This is a genomic window from Tessaracoccus rhinocerotis, assembly GCF_007197885.1.
Classification (GTDB): domain Bacteria; phylum Actinomycetota; class Actinomycetes; order Propionibacteriales; family Propionibacteriaceae; genus Arachnia; species Arachnia rhinocerotis.
The window spans coordinates 227,419-245,974 of the sequence record NZ_VKKG01000006.1 but is presented as its reverse complement, the minus strand read 5'-3'; the positions used below and the strand labels follow the sequence as shown (position 1 = coordinate 245,974).

Here is an 18,556-nt window from a genome sequence, read left to right as displayed (position 1 = left end):
CGACCGGCAGCGCGGCCCAACACGTCCGCACAGTCATGTCCGAAACCCGCTAGTGCGCGCCCCGCGGGCGTGCCAGAGTGGGATCCATGACACAGCGACCGGGCTTCGAAGAGCGGTACCGGGCGATCTCCGCCCGGGACACCCGCTTCGACGGCCAGTTCGTGACGGCCGTCCGCTCCACGGGCATCTACTGCCGCCCGAGCTGCCCCGCCCGCACCCCGAAGCCCGCCAACGTCACGTTCTTCGCAACCAGCGCCGCCGCGCACGAGGCCGGCTACCGCGCCTGCAAGCGCTGCCTCCCCGAGGCCGCACCGGGCTCACCGGAGTGGAACCTGCGGGGCGACGCCGTCGCCAGGGCCATGCGGCTCATCTCCGACGGCGTGGTGGAACGCGAGGGTGTCCCCGGCCTGTCGGCCCGGCTGGGCTACTCGCCCCGCCACCTGACACGGCTGCTTGCGGCGGAACTGGGCGCCGGTCCCCTCGCACTGGCCCGCGCCCAGCGAGCCAACACCGCCCGGCTGCTGCTGGTGGGCACGGACCTGAGCGCGACCGACGTCGCCTTCTCCTCCGGCTTCACCAGCGTGCGCCAGTTCAACGACACCATCCGCGAGGTCTACGACCTGACGCCCACGCAGCTGCGGGCCACGCGTCGCGGCCGCACCGCGCCGGCCGGGCTCACTCTCGCGCTGCCGGTTCGCGAACCCTTCGACCACTCCGGCCTGTTCGCGTGGCTGGCCGCTCGCGCCCTCGACGGCGTGGAGGCGGGCGACGCGACCTCCTTCGAGCGCACGCTGCAGCTGCCCTCGGGAACCGGGTGGTTCCGGCTGGCCGTCGCCGACGGGCTGCGCCTGGAGGCCCAGCTCGAGCACCTCGACGACCTGGCCACGCTGGTCGCCCGGGTCCGCCGGTTGTTCGACCTCGACGCCGACCCGCAGGCCGTGGACGTGGCATTGGCAGCCCACCCGGAACTGGCCCCGCTCGTGGCGGCCACGCCGGGGATCCGGCTCCCCGGCGTCGTCGACCCGCAGGAACTCCTGGTGCGCGCGATGGTGGGGCAACAGATCTCCGTGGCCGCCGCGCGCACGCACCTCAGCCGTCTGGTGGCGGCGCTGGGCCGGGAGGTCACCGTCGCCGGCACGAACCGGCGGCTGTTCCCGTCGATGGCCGACATCGCCGAGCGTGGCTCCGACGTCCTGACCGGACCGGCCGCGCGGATCCGCGCCATCACGGAGACCGCCGCCGCGCTGGTCTCCGGCGAACTGTCCCTCGGCAACGCCGATGACCCCGTCGAGCAGCGCACGCTCCTGCTGGGGCGCCGCGGCATCGGCCCCTGGACCGCCGACTACGTCCGCATGCGCGTGCTGGGCGATCCGGACGTCCTCCTCGCTGGCGACCTGGCCCTCCGCTCGGGCGCCGCCCGCACGGGCATCCCCCACGACCCCAAGTCGCTCACCGCCTGGGCCGCCAGGGTGGCCCCCTGGCGCAGCTACCTGTCCATGCACCTGTGGCGTGCCGCCGCACCCGCCAAGAAGGAGACACCATGACCGCCACCGTGCAGACGCTCGAGACCCCCGACGGGCCGTTCACGATCGTCGTCGACTCCGACGGGGCCGTGCTGGCCTCCGGCTGGAGCAGCGACGTCGAGGCCGTCGTCGCCCGCATCCACCCCAGCCTGCGGCCCGACGTCGTGACCGCCGGAGACTCCCCCGCTGCTGTCGCCGTGGCCTCCTACTACGACGGCGACCCCACCGCCATCGAAGAGGTCGCGGTCCGGCAGCACGGCACTGCGCTGCAACTCGCGGGCTGGGAGGCGCTGCGCCGGATCCGTCCCGGCGAGCCGCTCAGCTACACGGCGTTCGCCGAGGTCATCGGGTCACCGCAGGCCGTGCGTGCCGCCGCAGGCATTTGCGCCCGCAACGCGCCGGCGCTGTTCGTGCCGTGCCACAGAGTGCTGCGCAGCGACGGCAGCCTGGGTGGCTTCGCCTGGGGCGAGGACGTCAAGCGCTCCTTGCTGCGCCGGGAATCGACCTGGATTTCGAGGGACCGGCCGGATCCGCGCAGTCGATGAGGATGGTCATGCGGGTACCGCGCCCGACCTCGCTGTCCAGTCGCAGTTCACCGCGGTGCGCGTCCACGATGGCCTTGACCACGGCCATCCCGAGGCCGCTGCCCGGCACCGTCGACGCGCGGGCGCCCTCGGTTCGGTAGAAGCGATCGAAGATCTGCCGCTGCTCCTGTGGGGTCAGGCCGACGCCGGTGTCCTCCACCTCCAGGAAGCTGAGGCCGTCGCGGACGCCCACCCGCACCACGACCCCGCCGCTCTCGGTGTACTTGATCGCATTGGAGAGCAGGTTGTCGAAGGCCTGCGCCAGTCGGCCCCGGTCGCCGAGCACCCAGGCCGGGCCGGAGGACTCCAGCTCCAGCGTCAGACCGGCCATGCGTGCCGACGGGTCGGCCGCCTCCGTGCACTCCTTCGCGATCCCGGCGAGGTCCACCCGGTCGTGCGTGACGGCGATCACTCCCGCGGCGCTGCCGAGCAGGTCGTTGACGAGCCCCAGGAGACGCTCGGCGTTGCGCTGGACCACGATCAGACTGCGTCGGTCGTTGGCGGAGAAGGCCTCCTCCGGGCGCTCGAGGAGGATGTCGGCGTAGCCAATGATGGAGGTCAGCGGCGTCCGGAACTCGTGGGAGATGCCAGCGACGAACTCGTCCTGCGCCGCCAGGGCAGCCACGAGCTCGGTGACGTCCTCGAACACCAGGACGGAGCCGGTGAACTCTCCGGCCTCGTCGCGCATCGGGCTGGCGGAGACGTTCACCGCGCGCTGGTCGGCCCCCGCCCCCAGCCAGTGCCGCTCGCGCGTGAACCTCTCCGCGCGGGCGGCCCGTCGGACCGGCCGGTCCTGCGTGGGGAGCAACTCGCGCGTGGCGCCGCCGTAGACGAGCAGCCGACCCTCACCGGGGTCGTCGGAGGGCTCGATGGGCTCGGCCCTGGCCTGCAACCGGTGCTGGCGGCGGTTCTTCAGGATCTCGCGGCCCTCGCTGTCGATGGCGAGGACGCCGACGTCTGCGGTGTTGATGATGGCCTCGAGGACACGGTGGCGGCTGCTGCTGATCTCCTTCTCACGCCCCAACTGCTCCTGGTGGTGCTCCATCTCGCGCTGCATGTAGGTGGTGGCGACGGACACGCCGAAGCAGACGGTGGCCAGCACCAGGGAGCGCCCCAGCACCTCGTTGGCCAGGGGATCCGGATCGTGAAGCATGCGCGGGACGAACACCACGACGAAGGGAACGACCAGGGAGACCACGATCATCACCCTCGGGCTGATGGACGACCAGGTCAGCCAGAGCACGGGAAAGACGAGGAGCGTGGCTATGGCGGGGACGTCAGGCTGGCCGCGGGCGAGCAGCGCGATGGCCACGAAGTCGAGCATCGGCAGCACCAGATAGGTGCCGTGGGGGGTCTTGTCCCAGGGCACGAGCGCCGCGGCCACGGTGATGGCCGTGACCAGGAGGAGGCCGGCCTGGAACGGTGTCGAGTCGAACGGGTGCCGCACGGTCAGCACCATGAAAGCGAGGCACACGGTCAGGGTGACCATGAGCGGCATCTGGGACAGGAAGATCCGCGTCCGGAGTCGGTAGGTGTGGAACGGTTGCGACAGCATGGGCATCAAGCCCGAGCCCTCAGCGTCCGTACCTGTCGGCTGATTGCTCATTCGGCGATGATACGTTCCAGGTCCTCACGGAGGGTCCGCGGCCTGAAAGGTTTGACCAGATAACCGTCCGCACCTGCGGCGAGGGCGCGTTCGGCGTCGGCGGTCCGGCCGCGGGCGCTCACCACGACCACCGTGCCCGTGTGGAACTCGCGCAGCCGCGTCAGCACCTCGAGCCCGTCGACGCCGGGCAGGCCAATGTCCAGGGTCACGAGTTCGGGCCTCAGGTCCCGCACCTCGTCGATTCCCCGCTCGCCGGTGACGGCTCCGACGACGTCGAAACCCATCTGTCCCAGCACGATCTCCAGCAGCCCCCGGATGTCGTCATCATCCTCGACGACGACGGCCCGCTTCACATTCGTTCCACGCATGGGAACAGTTCACCACAACCACGAGGAAACCGGGTTGTCAGAGGAACGTTTCTCGCGCGGACGCGCCGGAGCCGGCAGGTCCCCCAACCTGCCGGCTCCCAGTGCGAGCGCTCCTGCGATCGAATCCTTCGGTCTCGCCTGTTTCCCCCCAGAAAGCCACCCTTGTCGGACCCGGCGCAGTTGAACTGCGCCTTGTGGGCCGCGATCACGGCGACCAGCGAAACTCCATGCTCGTCCGGCTTCGGCGCAATTCTCACCGCGACCTTGGGACGAGCCCCTTGGATTCAGTTGTGCCGAGGAGTCCCGACACGGAGGACACTACGCGCTCCGCGACGCCTGCGGGACGTGTTTTCACTGTATTTGGTCAAGATTTACAGAATCTTGAGGTTCGGCGTGAACAGGAATCACCAATGTATCGATACTCGAATAATTGCCAGTGGCACCAAGCGCCCGGGGGTTCGCTGCGGTCGCGAGCGGGCGTTCAGGCCTGGCGAGCGAGGTCCAACCAGCGCGCGAGAACGGTCTCCAGACGACCGTGGACCCGCACGGTGGCCAGGGGGTCACCGCGGGTCTCTCCGTCGTTGACGATCACCACCGGCATGCTTTCGCGGACGGCTCGACGCACGAAGCGCAGCCCGCTCATCACCGTGAGGCTGGACCCGAGAACCACGAGCGCCTCGGCGATCTCAAGGGTGCCGAAGGCCTCCGCCACCACCTCGCGGCGCGCATTCTCGCCGAAGAACACCACGTCGGGCTTGAGGATTCCGCCGCAGACGGCACACGCCGGGTAGGCGAAGGTTTCAGTGCGATCCACCTCGGCATCGCCATCGGGGGCGGTTGCCGAGTCCCGCGCCAGCTCCTGGAGCCGACCCTCCAGTTCCGGGTTCAGTTGCAGCATCACGCGCTGCAGTTCCTGTCGGTGCACGGCATGGCCACACTCCAGGCAGTAGGCGCCGTCGAGTGAGCCGTGGAGGTCGATGACGCGGGCCGAGCCGGCCGCCCGGTGGAGACCGTCGACGTTCTGGGTGACCACGCCGGTCACCTCCACGTGCTCCTCCAGTTCAGCCAGGAGTCGGTGCGCGGCACCGGGACGGGCCGCGCCGAATGTCAGCCAGCCGACGGTGCTGCGCGCCCAGTACCGGCGGCGGGCGAGGTCCGAACCTACGAACTCCTGGAAGGTCATGGGGTTGCGCACCCTGGCGTCGCGACCGCGGTAGTCCGGCAGCCCGGAGCCGGTCGACATGCCAGCCCCCGTCAGCACCATGGTCGGGCGGTTGCGGAACAACTCGAGCGCCTCGGCCACCACCGCGTCCGGCGAGTTCCGCCCGAACCCGCCGAGGGGTTCCCACTGCCGGATCCTGGGCGCGTTGGGGACGTGTTCGACGGCGGAGCGGAACCAGCCGCCGACGTCCGGAACGGGAGCATCGGGCACGTCGCCCAGATTAGTCACCGTGCGGATCGCACACCTCCCGGCACGGTGGGGCCGCTTGACCTACGCCACATCGCGATATATCGTGATGCATGTCGATATGGAAGGAGCTTCGCATGAACGAGCGATTCGACATGAACTTCGAGGCCGGCCGCGAGGCTGGCCGAGGTCACGGACACCGTGGCCACCGCCGTGGCGGCCGGCGCCACGCACCCGGGTTCGGGGAGGGTGGACCCGGCTTCGGCCCTCCCGGGATGGGCGGCCCAGGTCGGGGACGCGGTCCCGGCGGACCCCGTCGTCGCAGCCGCGGTGACGTCCGCACCGCCGTACTCGCCCTCCTCGCTGAGGAGCCGATGCACGGCTACCAGCTGATGCAGACGATCACAGAGCGCAGCAACGGGAACTGGTCCCCCAGCCCTGGCGCGATCTACCCCACCCTCAGCCAGCTAGAGGACGAGGGCCTGGTCACCGTGACCGCCGACGGCGGCCGCAAGCTCGCAGCCCTCACCGAGGCCGGGCAGGCCTACGTCGCCGAGCAGTCTGCGTCGTGGACGGACCCGTTCCAGCAGGGCGATCCCGACGGGGTGAACCTTCGGGAACTGCTACACGGGCTGATGGAGGCCGCGCGCAGCGTCGGTCGCACCGGCAACCCCGAGCAGCGCACCCAGGCTGCGGAGATCCTGAGGGACGCGCGCAGCAAGCTCTACCTGCTGCTCGCCGACCAGTGAGCCGCCGGCCCGGTCCCGGCGAACCCGAGGCGTGTCACGCGGAAAGACCGCGCGGCACGCCTCCACTCAACTGCGCGGCTCCAGGTGCTTGCGGCGTCGCAGGCCGCTGGCGATCAGCCGCTTGACCAGCACGCGCGCCCGGACGGGCTGCGCGCCGAGTGCCACGAGGTCCGCGTACATCCGCTCGGGCACGTCGTAGTGGTCCAGGTCGAAGGCGCGCTCCGCGATCCCGGCCCGGGCGGCGAACGCGTGCAGCTCCTCGTACGAGGAGTCCGAGACCAGGTGCGAGAACACCGTGCCGTGGGCCGGCCAGACTGGCGGGTCGATCAGGATGGCCATCCCCCAAGGCTATGCCGCCCGGGGCCGCGGCCGCCCCGGTACCGGGCGCGACGTTGGCGGAGCGACGCTGCTCGTCTCCTAGAATTCCGGCCATGGACCGAGTGCTGAACATCGCCGCGTACCTGTTCACCCCGCTGGAGGACAGGCCGACGCTGCGCACCCACCTGCGCGAGACCGCCGTCGCGGCGGAGCTGATGGGCACCATCCTGCTCGCCCCCGAGGGCATCAACATGTTCCTCGCCGGACCCGAGGACGGGGTGCGCGGCTTCCTGGCCGAGCTGCGGACCGACCCCCGCTTCGCCGCACTGGAGGCGAAGGAGAGCTGGTCGGAGCACCAGCCCTTCCGCCGGATGCTGGTCAAGCTCAAGCGCGAGATCATCCGCATGGACCACCCCGCCGTCGAGCCGGCCACCGGCCGCGCCCCCGGCGTCGCCCCACTGACGCTGCGCCGGTGGCTCGACCAGGGCCACGACGACGACGGGCGCCCCGTGGTGCTGCTCGACACCCGCAACGCCTTCGAGGTGGACTACGGCGCCTTCGACGACGCCATCGACTGGCGGATCGAGAGGTTCACCCAGTTCCCCGACGCGGTGCGGGCCAACCTGGCCGACCTGGAGGGGGCCACGGTGGTCAGCTACTGCACGGGCGGGATCCGGTGCGAGAAGGCCGTGATCTTCATGCGTGAACTCGGGCTCGACAACGTGTTCCAGCTCGACGGCGGGATCCTGAAGTACTTCGAGGAGGTGGGCGGCGATCACTACGACGGCGACTGCTTCGTGTTCGACGGCCGCGAGGCCCTCGCCCCGGACCTCACTCCCCGTTCCACCCGTGCCAGCGCGCGGGCCGTCGAGGACCCGGACCTGCTGCTGAAGCAGGGCTGACCCCTCTGGCGGCTCATTCCCCTAGGCTGGAAACCGAACCTCCGGGAGGCAGCCTTGATCCGTTTCGAGCACGTGAACAAGACCTACCCCGACGGCACCGTGGCCGTCGCCGACTTCTCGCTCGAGGTGCCCTCGCACCAGGTGGCGGTCCTGCTGGGATCCTCGGGCTGCGGCAAGACCACCCTGATGCGGATGGTCAACCGGATGGTGGAACCCACCAGCGGCGACGTCTGGATCGACGACGACCGCGTCTCCGACCTCGACCCCGTGAAGCTGCGCCGACGCATCGGCTACGTGATGCAGTCCGGCGGCCTGCTGCCGCACCGCAGCACCATCGACAACGTCGCCACCGTGCCGCTGCTGGGCGGCAGCACGCGCCGCGCCGCGCACGCCCGGGCGCGCGAACTGCTCGAACTCGTGGGCCTGCCGGAGTCCGTGGCCCGCCGCTACCCCAGCCAGCTCTCCGGCGGCCAGCGGCAGCGGGTCGGAGTGGCGCGCGCACTCGCCGCCGACCCCAACATCCTGCTGATGGACGAACCGTTCGGTGCGGTGGACCCTGTGGTGAGGAACGAACTGCAGGCCTGGCTCCTGCAGATCCAGGACGAGCTCGCCAAGACCATCTTGTTCGTGACCCACGACGTCGACGAGGCGTTCCTGCTGGGACAGGAGGTGCTGGTGCTGCGCACCGGCGCCGAGGTGGCCCAGCAGGGCACCCCGGCGGAGATCCTGCTCGAGCCGGCCGACGACTTCGTGCACCACTTCATCGGCGGCTCCCGCCGGCACCTGCACACCGAGGTGCGCGACGGCCGCCGGCTGGTGGTGGACGCCGACGGCCGGGTCGCCGGCGTGGCCACCGACCCGACGGGGCCCGCGTGAACCTCGCCTGGGTCAGCGCGAACTGGCCCCGCATCTGGGACCTGACCGTACAGCACGCCCTGATCGCGCTGGTTCCGGTGGTGCTCAGCCTCGTGATCGCCGTGCCGATCGGCTGGGCCTCGCACCGCAGCCGCCTGGCCCGCCGCACCCTGCTGCCGTTCAGCAGCATCCTGTACGCGGTGCCGTCGCTGCCGTTGTTCGTGCTGTTGCCGGTGATCCTCGGGACCAGGATCCTGGACCCGGTCAACGTCGTGGTCGCGCTGACCGTCTACGGCGTCGCCCTGTTGGTGCGCACCGCGGCCGACGCTTTCGACACCGTCGGCCTCGCCACCCGCGACGACGCCCTCGCCCACGGGCACTCCCCGGGGCAGGTGTTCTGGCGGGTGGCGCTGCCGCTGGCCGGTCCGGCGCTGCTGGCAGGCCTCCGGGTCGTGAGCGCGTCGACGCTCTCGCTGGTCTCGGTGGGGGCGCTGATCGGAGTGCCCTCCCTTGGCTACTTCTTCACCGACGGATACCGCCGCGCGTTCCCCACCGAGATCTGGGTTGGGATCATCGGCACCGTGGTGCTGGCGGCCGTGTTCGACCTGGTGCTGGTGGCCATCGGCCGCGTCCTGCTGCCGTGGGTGCGCGCGACGGACAGGACCCGCGCATGAACCAGGTGATCGCAGCCCTGCAGTGGCTCGCCGACGGCGCCAACTGGTCCGGCCCCGGAGGGCTCCTCGCGCGCACCTGGGAGCACCTCTGGTACACGGCACTCGCCCTGGTGGTGGGCGCCGTCGTCGCCGTCCCGCTGGGCATGTACATCGGGCACACCGGCAAGGGCCGCACGTTCGCCGTCGGCGTCTCGGGTGCCGTGCGCGCGCTGCCGTCGCTCGGCCTGCTCACGCTGTTGGCTGTCTCGATGGGACTGGGGCTGGGCTGGGCGGTGGTGCCGTCGACCATCGTGCTGGCCCTGCTGGCTGTCCCGTCCCTGCTGGCCGCGACCTACTCCGGCTTCGACCAGGTGCCCGACGACGTGGTCGACGGCGCCCGCGCCACCGGCTTCTCCGAGCTCCAGATCGTGGGCCGGGTGGAACTGCCGCTCGCGCTGCCGCTGATGGTGGGCGGGCTGCGGGCGGCCGCGCTGCAGGTGCTCGCCACCGCCACGATCAGCGCCTACCTCGGCCTCGGCGGCCTCGGCCGGTTCATCCTCGACGGCCTGTCGGTGAGCGACTACCCCCGTATGCTGGGTGGCGCGATCGCGGTGGGCGGGTTGGCCCTGGCGGTGGACGGGCTCATCCTGGTCGTGCAACGTCTGGTCGTCCCGCGGGGCGTCCACGTTGCCGTCGGACCAACGGACGCCTAGGAGATCGAAGATGCCCTCGTTCCAATTCAGTCGCCGCACAGTACTGACCTCCGCCGGGGTCGCCGCCCTCGCACTGGCGGGGTGCTCCGACGCCGATCCGCTCGGCACCGCCGATCCGGGCCAGGATCCGGACACCACCGACGACGCCTCCGAACCCGCGGCAGGTGGCCCGATCCGCGTGGGTTCCGCCGGCTTCACCGAGAACGAGATCATCGCCGAGGTGTACGCCCAGGCCCTGGAGGAGGCCGGGTACACGGTCGAGCGCAACATGCAGATCGGCGCCCGCGACATCTACTACGGGGCCCTCACCGACGGCTCGGTGGACATCGTCCCGGAGTACTCGGGCAACCTGCTGCAGTTCCTCGACCCGGAGGCGACGGCGGCCGAGCCGGACGCGATCATCTCGGCCCTCGAGGAGGCGGTGCCCGAGGGCCTGCGCGTCCTGGACCCGGCCAAGGCGGAGAACAAGGACTCCTGGTGCGTCACCTCGGAGTTCTCCGAGACCAACGGCATCACTTCCCTGGCAGACCTGGCCGGGTTCGAGGGGACCCTGCGCGTGGCCGGCAACCCCGAGCTCGCCGAGCGCCCCTACGGCCCGCCCGGCCTCACCGAGATCTACGGGGTCCCCGCCGAGAGCATCGAGTTCACGCCCATCGACGACGGCGGCGGCCCCCTCACCGTCCAGGCGCTCGTGGCGGGCGACGTCGACATGGCCGACATCTACACCACCACGCCCGCAATCAGCGACGAGGGGCTGGTGGTGCTCGAGGACCCGGAGAACATGATCATCGCGCAGAACGTGGTGCCGCTGGCCAGCGACGCGTTCCCGGTTGACGCCGAGGGCATCATCGACGCGGTCAACATCGCGCTGACGACCGAGGACCTGATCGCCATGAACGCGCGCAACCAGGGCGACGAGAAGGCCTCCCCAGCCACCATCGCCACCGACTGGCTCACGGAGAAGGGCCTCCTCGGGGGCTGACGGCCGGCGCCGGGTCGGCGCGTGGGACACCGCCTCGCGAAGGAGCCACTTATTAGTATCGTGGCAATACCATTCCCTGACGAAGGCCGACGATGACCCACCACGAGATGTGGCTGCCCGAATCCAGCACCGACCACCTCCGGGGGCGAACGCTCCGTGTCGACGGCGAGGGCGTACTCCTCGACACCGTGCGGCGCGAGGCGGCTCGTGCCGCGATGCTGCCCGCCACCACCGACGCCGACGTCACCATCGACCTCGACGAGAGCCTCGGTCCCGAGACGTTCCGGCTGGTGCGGCGCGACGGCGTGACCAACGTCGTCGCCGGCGACGAGCGGGGTGCCCTCTACGGGTGGTTCGAACTCGTCCGCCTGGGCGCGAGGGCACTCGGTGACGACGTACCCGGGCAGGTCAACCGCCCGGCCCACGCGATGCGCATGCTCGACCACTGGGACAACATCGACGTCCATCCGGTGATGGGGCAGGTCGAGCGCGGCTACTCGGGCGGATCCATCTTCTACGACGCCGGCGAGGTCCGTGCCGACCTCAGCCGCGTCGGCGCCTACGCCCGGCTGTTGGCGTCAGTCGGCATCAACCGGGTGGCGGTCAACAACGTGAACGTCCACGCCCGCGAGGCCCGGTTGCTGACCGACGACCTCCACGAGGTGGTCCGGATCGCGGAGCAGTTCCGGCCGTGGGGGATCCGGGTGCACCTGTCGGTGAGCTTCGCCGCGCCCATCCTGCTGGGCGGACTGCCGACGTCCGACCCGCTGGACGCCGAGGTCGCGCAGTGGTGGGCCGACGCCGTCGCCCGCGTGTACGAGGCCATCCCGGACTTCGGCGGCCTGCTCGTGAAGGCCGACTCCGAGGGCCAGCCCGGGCCGTTCTCCTACGGCCGCGACCACGCCGACGGCGCCAACCTGCTGGCCCGGGCGCTGGCACCCCACGGCGGGATCGTGCACTGGCGCGCGTTCGTCTACAACCACACCCAGGACTGGCGGGACCGCTCCACCGACCGCGCCCGGGCCGCGTTCGACCACTTCACCCCGCTCGACGGCCGCTTCGACGAGAACGTGGTGGTCCAGGTCAAGCACGGACCGATGGACTTCCAGGTGCGCGAGCCGGTCTCGCCGCTGCTGGCCGCGATGCCTGGCACACGGCTGGCGCTGGAACTGCAGGTCACGCAGGAGTACAGCGGCCAGCAGCAGCACGCAGTCCACCTCGGCAGGCCCTGGAGCGAGGTGCTGGGATTCCGCCCCTCCGGCGATGACGGGCCCACCGTCTCAGAGCTGGCGGGCGGCGGGCTGGCGGCGGTCTCCAACGTCGGCGACGACTTCTTCTGGACCGGCCACCCACTGGCGCAGTCCAACCTCTACGCGTTCGGACGCCTGTCCTGGGACCCGCAGCTGGCGCCGTCGGCGGTGCTGGACGAGTGGATCGCCCTGACCTTCGGCGACGACCCGGAACTCGCGCGCACCGTCCACGGCATCCTCGACGACTCGTGGGAGACCTACGAGTCGTACACGGCGCCGCTGGGGGTGGGGTTCATGGTGAACCCGGGTCAGCACTACGGCCCGAGCGTAGACGGCTACGAGTACTCGCCCTGGGGGACCTACCACTTCGCGGACCGCGACGGCGTGGGCGTCGACCGCAGCGTGGCCACCGGCACCGGCTTCGCCGGACAGTACCCAGAACCCTGGCGCAGCCGCTACGAGGACCCGGCCACCACCCCCGACGAGCTGGTGCTGTTCTTCCACCACCTGCCCTACGGGCACAGGCTGCACAGCGGGAAGACCGTCGTCCAGCACATCTACGACTCCCACTTCGACGGCGTGGAGCGGGTGGAGCGGATGGTCGCCTCGTGGGAGCAGGCGCGCGGGCGGGTCCCAGACGACCTGTTCGAGCGGGTCTCCGAGCGCCTCGCCGAGCAGCTGCGCTCCGCCACCGAGTGGCGCGACCAGGTCAACACGTACTTCCTCCGGAAGTCCGGGATCCCCGACGAGCGGGGCCGCCGGATCTTCTGAGTCGGGGTCAGCCGGCGTGCTCGTCGGCCGCGTCGTCCTCGGGCTGGACCGTCCACGCGGGAGGCTCGTCCTTGCCGGCGGCTTCGTCCTGTTCGGCCTTGGCGCTCGTCTCCTGTGTGATGCCGGGTGCGTGGTGCACGGGGGCGTAGATCGCGTAGAGGCGCAGCGGCTCGTCACCGGTGTTGATCACGTCGTGCCAGGTACCGGCGGGGACCTGGATGGACCATCCGTCGGAGACGTCCTGCTCGAAGTCGAGCTGGTCCTCGGCCGGGCCCATGACGGCCCTGCCCTGTCCCGCATCGAGGCGCAGGAACTGATCGGTTTCGGGGTGGACCTCAAGACCGATCGACTTCCCGACCGGGATGGACATCAGCGTGACCTGCAGGTACTTGCCGGTCCACGCCACGGTGCGGTAGTTCTCGTTGCCCCGGGTGGCCCCTTCGATGTCGAACGCGTTCGGGCGGGGTCCGATGTCCTTGATGGTCATGGTCTGTTCTCCTCTTGGTGCTCGGACGTTGAGTCCGGGTCGGGATGGTGCTGCTCGCACTCTACGGCTGCATGGGTCCTGCGATCCTCGTGGAGGTGAAACAACCTCGCCGCTACGGCAGCGGGAGCGAGCCGCGGTGGACGCGGATGGAGCCGCCGGCTCGCCAGAGATCCAGCAGGGCCCGCTGCAGGCTGGAGCGGGGTTGCAGGCGAGGCAGCAGCTCCGCCAGCCGGCCGCCCGAGTCGCGCGGGAGGTCGAACACGAAGAACAGCACCTCGCCGTCGCCGGGCTCGGAGTCCTCGAGCTCCCAGAGCGCCGCGAAGGATGCGAGGTTGGAGCCCGGCACCAGGTCCTGCAGTTGGGGATCGAGCAGCCAGGACTTGCACACCGCCGTGGTGAACGGGCCGAGTTCCGGGTACGCGTCCCCCATCACCCGTCGGCCGCGACGCAGCGAGTCAGCGACGACGTCGGGCGGCAGCTGCCCTCCGGCCGGGATGTGGGTGTTGAGCACGTGCTCGCCGCGGGAGTCGTCGCGCAGCAGCTCGAACTGCAGGCGCTCGACGTTGGCGAACCCGCCGCGGAAGACCCTCTCCACCCAAGCGGCGTCCTGGAACCCGGCGTGGCCGCGGACGCGTCGGGTCTTGGTGGTCTGGCGACCAATCTCCGAGAGGGTTGCGGTGCGGACGTCGGCGGGCATCCCGCGGCCGCGGAGGTGGTCCTCGACGTCACCGCAGACGTCGAGCAGCGCCAGCAGCGGCACGGCCCCCACCACGGACCCGAGCTCGAAGTCGGTGGGCTCGAAGACGGTGTCGTCCCCCAGGATCCGGCCGACCTGCGCCCGCAGCGCGGTGGCCAGCTCGGCGCGTCGGGGATGCGTGCGGATCTCGTGCAGCGCGACGCCGAGTTCGGCCACGTCCTCGTCGCTCACGCCGACGCGTCGCAGTCTTCCCTGGAGGTCCGAGATCATGCGCCCAGCCTCCCACGCGCCGGCGGTCAGGCCTCCTCGGCCTCGACGAAGCGCGCCCGGCAGTCGTCGAGCACCGGCTTGGCCACCAGCAGCAGGAAGGCCGCCAGGAGGGAACCGGCCAGCGCCGCCACCCAGTCGGAGGTGAACGCGATCAGGCCCACCACGATCACGAGGAAGGACGCCACTGCGAGCGCCGTGAGCGGTCGGGCGGCCAGGTAGAACAGTGCGAGGCGTGCGGTGTCGCGGGTGCGGAACCGGAAGAACGTGGCGATGACGACGGCGATCACCGCCCAGACGGCCACCAGCGCCAGCAGCACCCCGGAGGCGGCGCGCAGGGCGGGGCCGACACCCGCGGCGGCGCCGACGACGATGTTGATCGCCAGCATCGCGCCCAGCACCAGCGCGGGCACCCAGAGCTTCAGCACGTCGAGGACGTTCAGCACCCAGCCGTGCCAGAAGCGCGGCCACACGACGAGGTCGGACTCGGCGGTGCGCCGGGCGAGCGCGTGCATGGCCGCGGAGAAGGCTGGCGCCACCGGGACCAGCATCAACGCGAACAGCGGGATGTTGCTGGCGTCGCGCTCCAGCAGCAGCAGCCCGACGAAGCCGGGCGCGGCCGCCAGCAGGAAGCAGAGCTCGATGACGAGGAACCAGTAGACCGCACCCGTCAGGCGCCCGAAGGCGCTGCTGCGGGGATCTGTCGGGTCCACCCGTGCTCGGCTCACGCGCCCATCCTCCCTCACTTCGGCCCGGGCCCGGGAACCCGCTCGACCTCGAGCACGAGCACCCCCGTCGGCGGGAGCTGCAGCAGCTGACCACCCTCGACCCGATCCCCCGTCACCAGGACCGTGCCCGCCGACGCGGCCGGGACCTCCACGGCCTCCCCGGAATGGTTCAGGAGGAACTCGAACCGGCGGTCCCCGACCGTCCGAACTGCGTACTCGAGCCCGGGGTGATCCGCGTAGGGGCCGAGGAGGTCGTGTCTGGCGAGGACGCCCCGGTGCACCCAGTCCAGCCCGGCGCCGTCCAGTGCGGTGCCGATGTACCAGACCTCCCCCTCCCCCACGTGGTTGCGGGTGACGGCCGGGGTGCCGGCGTAGAAGTCGGAGCCGTAGGTGCCGACGACGTCCGCCCCCGCGGCCTCCAGGAGTTCGAAGACGTGCTCCCCGCTGGTGGCGCACTCGGACCCGGCTGCCGCCAGCGTCACAGGGTTCAGCTCGCCCGGGAACCGGGCGTCGGTCTCGGCGACGCGCACCCCGGCGAGGTCGGCGAACGGGCCGGGCGGGTCGGCGCGGAACGCGAGGACGTCCTCGTCGACGCGCCCGGACATGGCCGTGATGACGACGCTGCCGCCGCGGCGGGCGACGGCCTCGAGCCGCTCCGCGATGTCCCCCTTGGCCATCTCGAGGGTCGGGACGACCACCACGTCGTAGCCCTCGAGCCGTGCGGTCACGGGCACGACGTCGACCTGGGCCCCGGCGTCCCAGAGCGCTCGGTGGTGAGCGAGTGCGACGTCGAGGTATCGCAGGTGGCGGCTGTGGCCGTCGGTGAGCTCCCGCGCCCACCACGAGTCCCAGTCGAACAGCAACGCCACCCGGGCCGGCGTGCGGGCGCCGAGCAGCGCGTTGCCGACGGCGTCGAACTCGGCGCCCAGCGCGGCCACCTCGCGGAAGGTGCGGGTGTCGGTGCGCCCGGCGTGGTCGAGCACGGAGCCGAACTCCTTCTCGCAGGCACCGCGGGAGCGTCGCATCTGGAAGAAGCCGACGAACTCGGCGCCGTGGGCCACCGCCTGCCAGGACCACAGCCGCATCACGCCGGGCCGCTTTACGGGGTTCACGTCCCTGGTGGCGGTGGCCGAGGGCGCCTGCTCCATCAGCCAGAACGGCTGCCCGTCCTTCAACCCGCGCAGGAGGGCGTGTTGGAAGGCCATCCGCGGCGCCGAGTGCTCGTCGGGCGGGTAGTTGTCCCAGGAGGCGAAGTCCAGGTGCGGCGCCCACCGGTGGTAGTCGACGGGCTTGTAGGCGCCCATGAAGTTGCTGGTGGCCGGCAGCTGCGAGTGGGCTCGGATGGCGTCCTTCTCCTCGCGGTAGGTGCGCAGCAGGTTGTCGGAATTGAACCGGAGGTAGTCGACGGTGATGCCCTGGAACGCAGTGTGGTCGGGTCCGCGCCAGTGCTCGGACAGCGCGTTCGGCGGGACGATCTCGGCCCATTCGGTGAAGCGGTGGGACCAGAAGGTGGCGTACCAGGCTCGGTTCAACTCGTCGAGCGTGCCGTACCTGGCCCTCAGCCACGTGCGGAACTCCTCGGCGCACAGTTCGCAGTAGCAGGCGCCGCCGTACTCGTTGCCGATGTGCCAGGCCACGACGGCGGGGTGCTCGGCGTAGCGCTCGGCGAGGGCGCCGGCCAGGGCGACCGCGAGCCGCCGGAAGTTCGGGGAGCTGGGGCAGGCATTGTGACGCTGGCCGAAGACGTGGCGCCGACCCTCGAAGTCCGTGCGGCAAACGTCCGGGTACTTGCGGGCGAGCCAGGGCGGGACTCCTGCCGTGCCTGTGGCCAGGCAGATCCGGCGGCCCTCCTCCGCGGCGAGGTCCAGGACGGCGTCAAGGACCGAGAAGTCGTAGCGGTCCTCCGCCGGCTGCGTGAGCGACCACGAGAACGCCCCGACGGTCAGCAGGTCGATGTTTGCCAGTTCGAAGGCGGCGTGGTCCTGGCGCCACACCTCCTCGTCCCACTGCTCCGGGTTGTAGTCGCCGCCGTAGGCGATGCGAGGGATCTTGGGGAGGGTCACCGGTTCTGCTCCTTGTGCGGTCCGTAGCCGGGGATGCGGCTGTCATCGATCCAGGGTTCGGTCTCGTCGGCCACGGCCTCCAGCTCGACAAGGGTCGCCTCGTGGCGGCTGAGGTGCAGCGTGAGCCGCACCCTGCCGTCGTGGAGCTCATGGGTGCTGCGCTCCAGCGACGGCCGTGCGGCCTCACGGAGCAGCTCCAGCGTCCGCTCGCCGGGATGGTGCGGCCGGCCGAGCTGGCGCCACGCGTCCCACGCGTTGCCGTCGGACTCCGAGACCCGCCGCCGGTGGGCGTAGACGGTCGTGACACCTTGCCCTTCGAGGCTCGCTGCCGCTCGCACCTCAGTGCGACTGCCCTTTCCAGTTTCCCTGGGGTGCGGGGACGCAGTCGCCGCCTCGAAGGGCAGCGAAAGCTCCACGGTGTTGCGCTCGGCGCCGGGGCCCGCGCCGTCGACGGGCTGCCAGGCGAGGATCGCCAGCCGACCGTCCGGGTGGCGCGTGACCAGGTGGTCGTCGCCGCGGGCCAGCACCTCGTTCCCGAGGCGGGCCATGAACGAGTAGAGGTGGTAGGTGGGCTTGGGGAGCTGGCGGTGGGTCAGCAGCCCGAACCCGCCGTGGAAGAGGGAGGTGGGGATGTTCTCCTCCTCGAAGACGTCGCAGAACGTCCAGTAGGAGAACGAGTCCACCAGGTCGCCACCGGCGGCCAGCACGGGCGCGAGGTAGGCGGCGTTGTAGGGCGTGTCGTGGATGGGGTTGTCCGGGCGGTAGGAGGTGTTGAACTCGGTGATGTGCACCGGCAGCCCGGCCAGCCGGGTGCCCGCCAGGTGGCGCCGCGGCGAGTCGAACTGCTCCAGCAGCGACGAGGGCGGCTGCTGGGTCTGGTACCGACCGAACGGCACCGGCTGCCCGGGCCCGCTGCTGTAGGCGTGGCGGCTGACGAAGTCGACGGGCAGGTCGCGTGCGGTGACGAACTCGGCGAACGGCTCCCACCAATCATCGGATCCGGGAGAGATCGCGGGCCCGCCCACCTGCAGGTCGGAGTCGACCTCCTTGACCGCCCGCGACGTGATCTCGTAGAGGCGCAGGTACGCGGCCTGGTCGGCGTCCTTCCAGAAGTTGGTCAGGTTCGGCTCGTTCCAGACCTCGATGGGCCAGGTCCGCACCTCGTCGATGCCGTAGCGGGCCACGAGGTGCCTGAGCGTGGCCTGCACGAGGCGCACCCACTCGTCCTCGTCGTTGGGTGGGGTGACGTTGCCCTTCCACCAGAACACTGTCTCCTGGCCCGAGGCCAGGCCCGACGGCATGAAGCCCAGCTCCAGGAACGGGCGGATGCCGAGCGCGAGCCACGAGTCGAAGACCAGGTCCACGTGGGTGAACGCGTGCCGCACCCCTCCGTCGTAGGGGCGGTGGATGCCCATGTCGTCGGAGAGGAGCCCGTGGCCGCGCAGGTACCGGAACCCGATGTCGCGCTGCACCATCGCCAGGGACTCGAGGTGGTCGTGGCGCAGCGCCAGGTTGAGCCGACCGGTGCCCACGCAGGAGCGCCATGCCTCACCCAGCTCGCCGATCGGTTGCGCGGGGACGACGGTTGGCATTGGTTCCTCTCATCTGGTGGGCAGGGGCGTGGCGATCCGG

General features: G+C 70.9%; 18 protein-coding genes. 9 read left to right on the top strand and 9 right to left on the bottom strand.

Features of this window, described 5'->3' with window-relative positions:
* Positions 1-86 precede the first annotated feature (86 nt).
* Both FOJ82_RS14460 and FOJ82_RS14455 read left to right on the top strand, forming a co-directional pair.
* On the top strand, positions 87-1,544 hold the full coding sequence (locus FOJ82_RS14460; RefSeq protein WP_143939191.1) for a DNA-3-methyladenine glycosylase 2 family protein: 1,458 nt from the start codon (positions 87-89) through the stop codon (positions 1,542-1,544).
* Positions 1,541-2,068 carry a methylated-DNA--[protein]-cysteine S-methyltransferase gene (locus FOJ82_RS14455; RefSeq protein ID WP_143939190.1) on the top strand — a complete coding sequence of 176 codons (528 nt, stop codon included), beginning with the start codon at positions 1,541-1,543 and terminating at the stop codon, positions 2,066-2,068. Before FOJ82_RS14460 ends, FOJ82_RS14455 begins: the two co-directional genes overlap by 4 nt.
* Here the strand turns inward: FOJ82_RS14455 and FOJ82_RS14450 are convergent.
* The 3 genes from FOJ82_RS14450 to FOJ82_RS14440 form a co-directional block, all read right to left on the bottom strand.
* Positions 1,998-3,713 carry a sensor histidine kinase gene (locus FOJ82_RS14450; RefSeq protein ID WP_143939189.1) on the bottom strand — a complete coding sequence of 572 codons (1,716 nt, stop codon included), beginning with the start codon at positions 3,711-3,713 and terminating at the stop codon, positions 1,998-2,000. The genes FOJ82_RS14455 and FOJ82_RS14450 overlap by 71 nt on opposite strands.
* A complete protein-coding gene (locus tag FOJ82_RS14445; protein WP_143939188.1) occupies positions 3,710-4,081 on the bottom strand; it encodes a response regulator transcription factor in 372 nt (123 codons plus the stop codon). Before FOJ82_RS14445 ends, FOJ82_RS14450 begins: the two co-directional genes overlap by 4 nt.
* A gap of 481 nt (positions 4,082-4,562) precedes the next feature.
* Complete coding sequence (locus FOJ82_RS14440; RefSeq protein WP_246099902.1) at positions 4,563-5,513, bottom strand: NAD-dependent protein deacetylase; 951 nt, start codon at positions 5,511-5,513, stop codon at positions 4,563-4,565.
* Between the two features lie 113 nt (positions 5,514-5,626).
* Here FOJ82_RS14440 and FOJ82_RS14435 point away from each other — a divergent pair, with 113 nt between their 5' ends.
* Positions 5,627-6,238 carry a PadR family transcriptional regulator gene (locus FOJ82_RS14435; RefSeq protein WP_221933180.1) on the top strand — a complete coding sequence of 204 codons (612 nt, stop codon included), beginning with the start codon at positions 5,627-5,629 and terminating at the stop codon, positions 6,236-6,238.
* 66 nt (positions 6,239-6,304) lie between these two features.
* Here FOJ82_RS14435 and FOJ82_RS14430 read toward each other — a convergent pair whose 3' ends face one another.
* On the bottom strand, positions 6,305-6,577 hold the full coding sequence (locus FOJ82_RS14430; RefSeq protein WP_143939186.1) for a DUF4031 domain-containing protein: 273 nt from the start codon (positions 6,575-6,577) through the stop codon (positions 6,305-6,307).
* Between the two features lie 92 nt (positions 6,578-6,669).
* Between FOJ82_RS14430 and FOJ82_RS14425 the strand changes: the two genes are divergently transcribed.
* The 6 genes from FOJ82_RS14425 to FOJ82_RS14400 all read left to right on the top strand — a co-directional run bounded on the left by FOJ82_RS14425 (position 6,670) and on the right by FOJ82_RS14400 (position 12,682).
* Complete coding sequence (locus FOJ82_RS14425; RefSeq protein WP_143939185.1) at positions 6,670-7,458, top strand: sulfurtransferase; 789 nt, start codon at positions 6,670-6,672, stop codon at positions 7,456-7,458.
* 54 nt (positions 7,459-7,512) lie between these two features.
* Entirely contained in the window at positions 7,513-8,334 is an 822-nt protein-coding gene (locus FOJ82_RS14420) for an ABC transporter ATP-binding protein (protein WP_143939184.1), read from the top strand.
* Positions 8,331-8,987 carry an ABC transporter permease gene (locus FOJ82_RS14415; protein ID WP_143939183.1) on the top strand — a complete coding sequence of 219 codons (657 nt, stop codon included), beginning with the start codon at positions 8,331-8,333 and terminating at the stop codon, positions 8,985-8,987. The genes FOJ82_RS14420 and FOJ82_RS14415 overlap by 4 nt, the downstream gene beginning before the upstream one ends.
* Entirely contained in the window at positions 8,984-9,679 is a 696-nt protein-coding gene (locus tag FOJ82_RS14410; protein WP_143939182.1) for an ABC transporter permease, read from the top strand. Before FOJ82_RS14415 ends, FOJ82_RS14410 begins: the two co-directional genes overlap by 4 nt.
* A 10-nt stretch (positions 9,680-9,689) precedes the next feature.
* The gene (locus FOJ82_RS14405) at positions 9,690-10,661 is read left to right on the top strand and encodes an ABC transporter substrate-binding protein (RefSeq protein WP_143939181.1); all 972 of its coding nucleotides are present in this window, start codon (positions 9,690-9,692) and stop codon (positions 10,659-10,661) included.
* Between the two features lie 92 nt (positions 10,662-10,753).
* A complete protein-coding gene (locus FOJ82_RS14400; protein ID WP_143939180.1) occupies positions 10,754-12,682 on the top strand; it encodes an alpha-glucuronidase in 1,929 nt (642 codons plus the stop codon).
* A 7-nt stretch (positions 12,683-12,689) separates the two neighbouring features.
* On the opposite strand, the gene FOJ82_RS14395 is transcribed toward FOJ82_RS14400, so the two are convergent.
* The 5 genes from FOJ82_RS14395 to FOJ82_RS14375 all read right to left on the bottom strand — a co-directional run bounded on the left by FOJ82_RS14395 (position 12,690) and on the right by FOJ82_RS14375 (position 18,516).
* Positions 12,690-13,169 carry a cupin domain-containing protein gene (locus FOJ82_RS14395; RefSeq protein WP_143939179.1) on the bottom strand — a complete coding sequence of 160 codons (480 nt, stop codon included), beginning with the start codon at positions 13,167-13,169 and terminating at the stop codon, positions 12,690-12,692.
* Positions 13,170-13,281: 112 nt separating this feature from the next.
* A complete protein-coding gene (locus tag FOJ82_RS14390; RefSeq protein WP_143939178.1) occupies positions 13,282-14,136 on the bottom strand; it encodes an acyltransferase domain-containing protein in 855 nt (284 codons plus the stop codon).
* A gap of 26 nt (positions 14,137-14,162) precedes the next feature.
* Entirely contained in the window at positions 14,163-14,861 is a 699-nt protein-coding gene (locus FOJ82_RS14385; protein ID WP_185975815.1) for a DUF624 domain-containing protein, read from the bottom strand.
* 14 nt (positions 14,862-14,875) lie between these two features.
* Positions 14,876-16,924, bottom strand: coding sequence for a beta-galactosidase (locus FOJ82_RS14380; RefSeq protein WP_143939176.1), 2,049 nt, complete (start codon positions 16,922-16,924; stop codon positions 14,876-14,878).
* A complete protein-coding gene (locus FOJ82_RS14375) occupies positions 16,921-18,516 on the bottom strand; it encodes a GH39 family glycosyl hydrolase (protein WP_143939175.1) in 1,596 nt (531 codons plus the stop codon). The genes FOJ82_RS14380 and FOJ82_RS14375 overlap by 4 nt, the downstream gene beginning before the upstream one ends.
* Positions 18,517-18,556 lie beyond the last annotated feature (40 nt).

What these genes read in the sequence shown, in the direction of transcription:
- FOJ82_RS14455 (WP_143939190.1), top strand. Translation starts at nt 1,541, where the DNA reads ATGACCGCCACCGTGCAGACGCTCGAGACCCCCGACGGGCCGTTCACG.
- FOJ82_RS14375 (WP_143939175.1), bottom strand. Translation starts at nt 18,516, where the DNA reads ATGCCAACCGTCGTCCCCGCGCAACCGATCGGCGAGCTGGGTGAGGCA.
- FOJ82_RS14460 (WP_143939191.1), top strand. Translation starts at nt 87, where the DNA reads ATGACACAGCGACCGGGCTTCGAAGAGCGGTACCGGGCGATCTCCGCC.
- FOJ82_RS14425 (WP_143939185.1), top strand. Translation starts at nt 6,670, where the DNA reads ATGGACCGAGTGCTGAACATCGCCGCGTACCTGTTCACCCCGCTGGAG.
- FOJ82_RS14390 (WP_143939178.1), bottom strand. Translation starts at nt 14,136, where the DNA reads ATGATCTCGGACCTCCAGGGAAGACTGCGACGCGTCGGCGTGAGCGAC.
- FOJ82_RS14395 (WP_143939179.1), bottom strand. Translation starts at nt 13,169, where the DNA reads ATGACCATCAAGGACATCGGACCCCGCCCGAACGCGTTCGACATCGAA.
- FOJ82_RS14445 (WP_143939188.1), bottom strand. Translation starts at nt 4,081, where the DNA reads ATGCGTGGAACGAATGTGAAGCGGGCCGTCGTCGTCGAGGATGATGAC.
- FOJ82_RS14400 (WP_143939180.1), top strand. Translation starts at nt 10,754, where the DNA reads ATGACCCACCACGAGATGTGGCTGCCCGAATCCAGCACCGACCACCTC.
- FOJ82_RS14405 (WP_143939181.1), top strand. Translation starts at nt 9,690, where the DNA reads ATGCCCTCGTTCCAATTCAGTCGCCGCACAGTACTGACCTCCGCCGGG.
- FOJ82_RS14430 (WP_143939186.1), bottom strand. Translation starts at nt 6,577, where the DNA reads ATGGCCATCCTGATCGACCCGCCAGTCTGGCCGGCCCACGGCACGGTG.
- FOJ82_RS14410 (WP_143939182.1), top strand. Translation starts at nt 8,984, where the DNA reads ATGAACCAGGTGATCGCAGCCCTGCAGTGGCTCGCCGACGGCGCCAAC.
- FOJ82_RS14435 (WP_221933180.1), top strand. Translation starts at nt 5,627, where the DNA reads ATGAACGAGCGATTCGACATGAACTTCGAGGCCGGCCGCGAGGCTGGC.
- FOJ82_RS14450 (WP_143939189.1), bottom strand. Translation starts at nt 3,713, where the DNA reads ATGAGCAATCAGCCGACAGGTACGGACGCTGAGGGCTCGGGCTTGATG.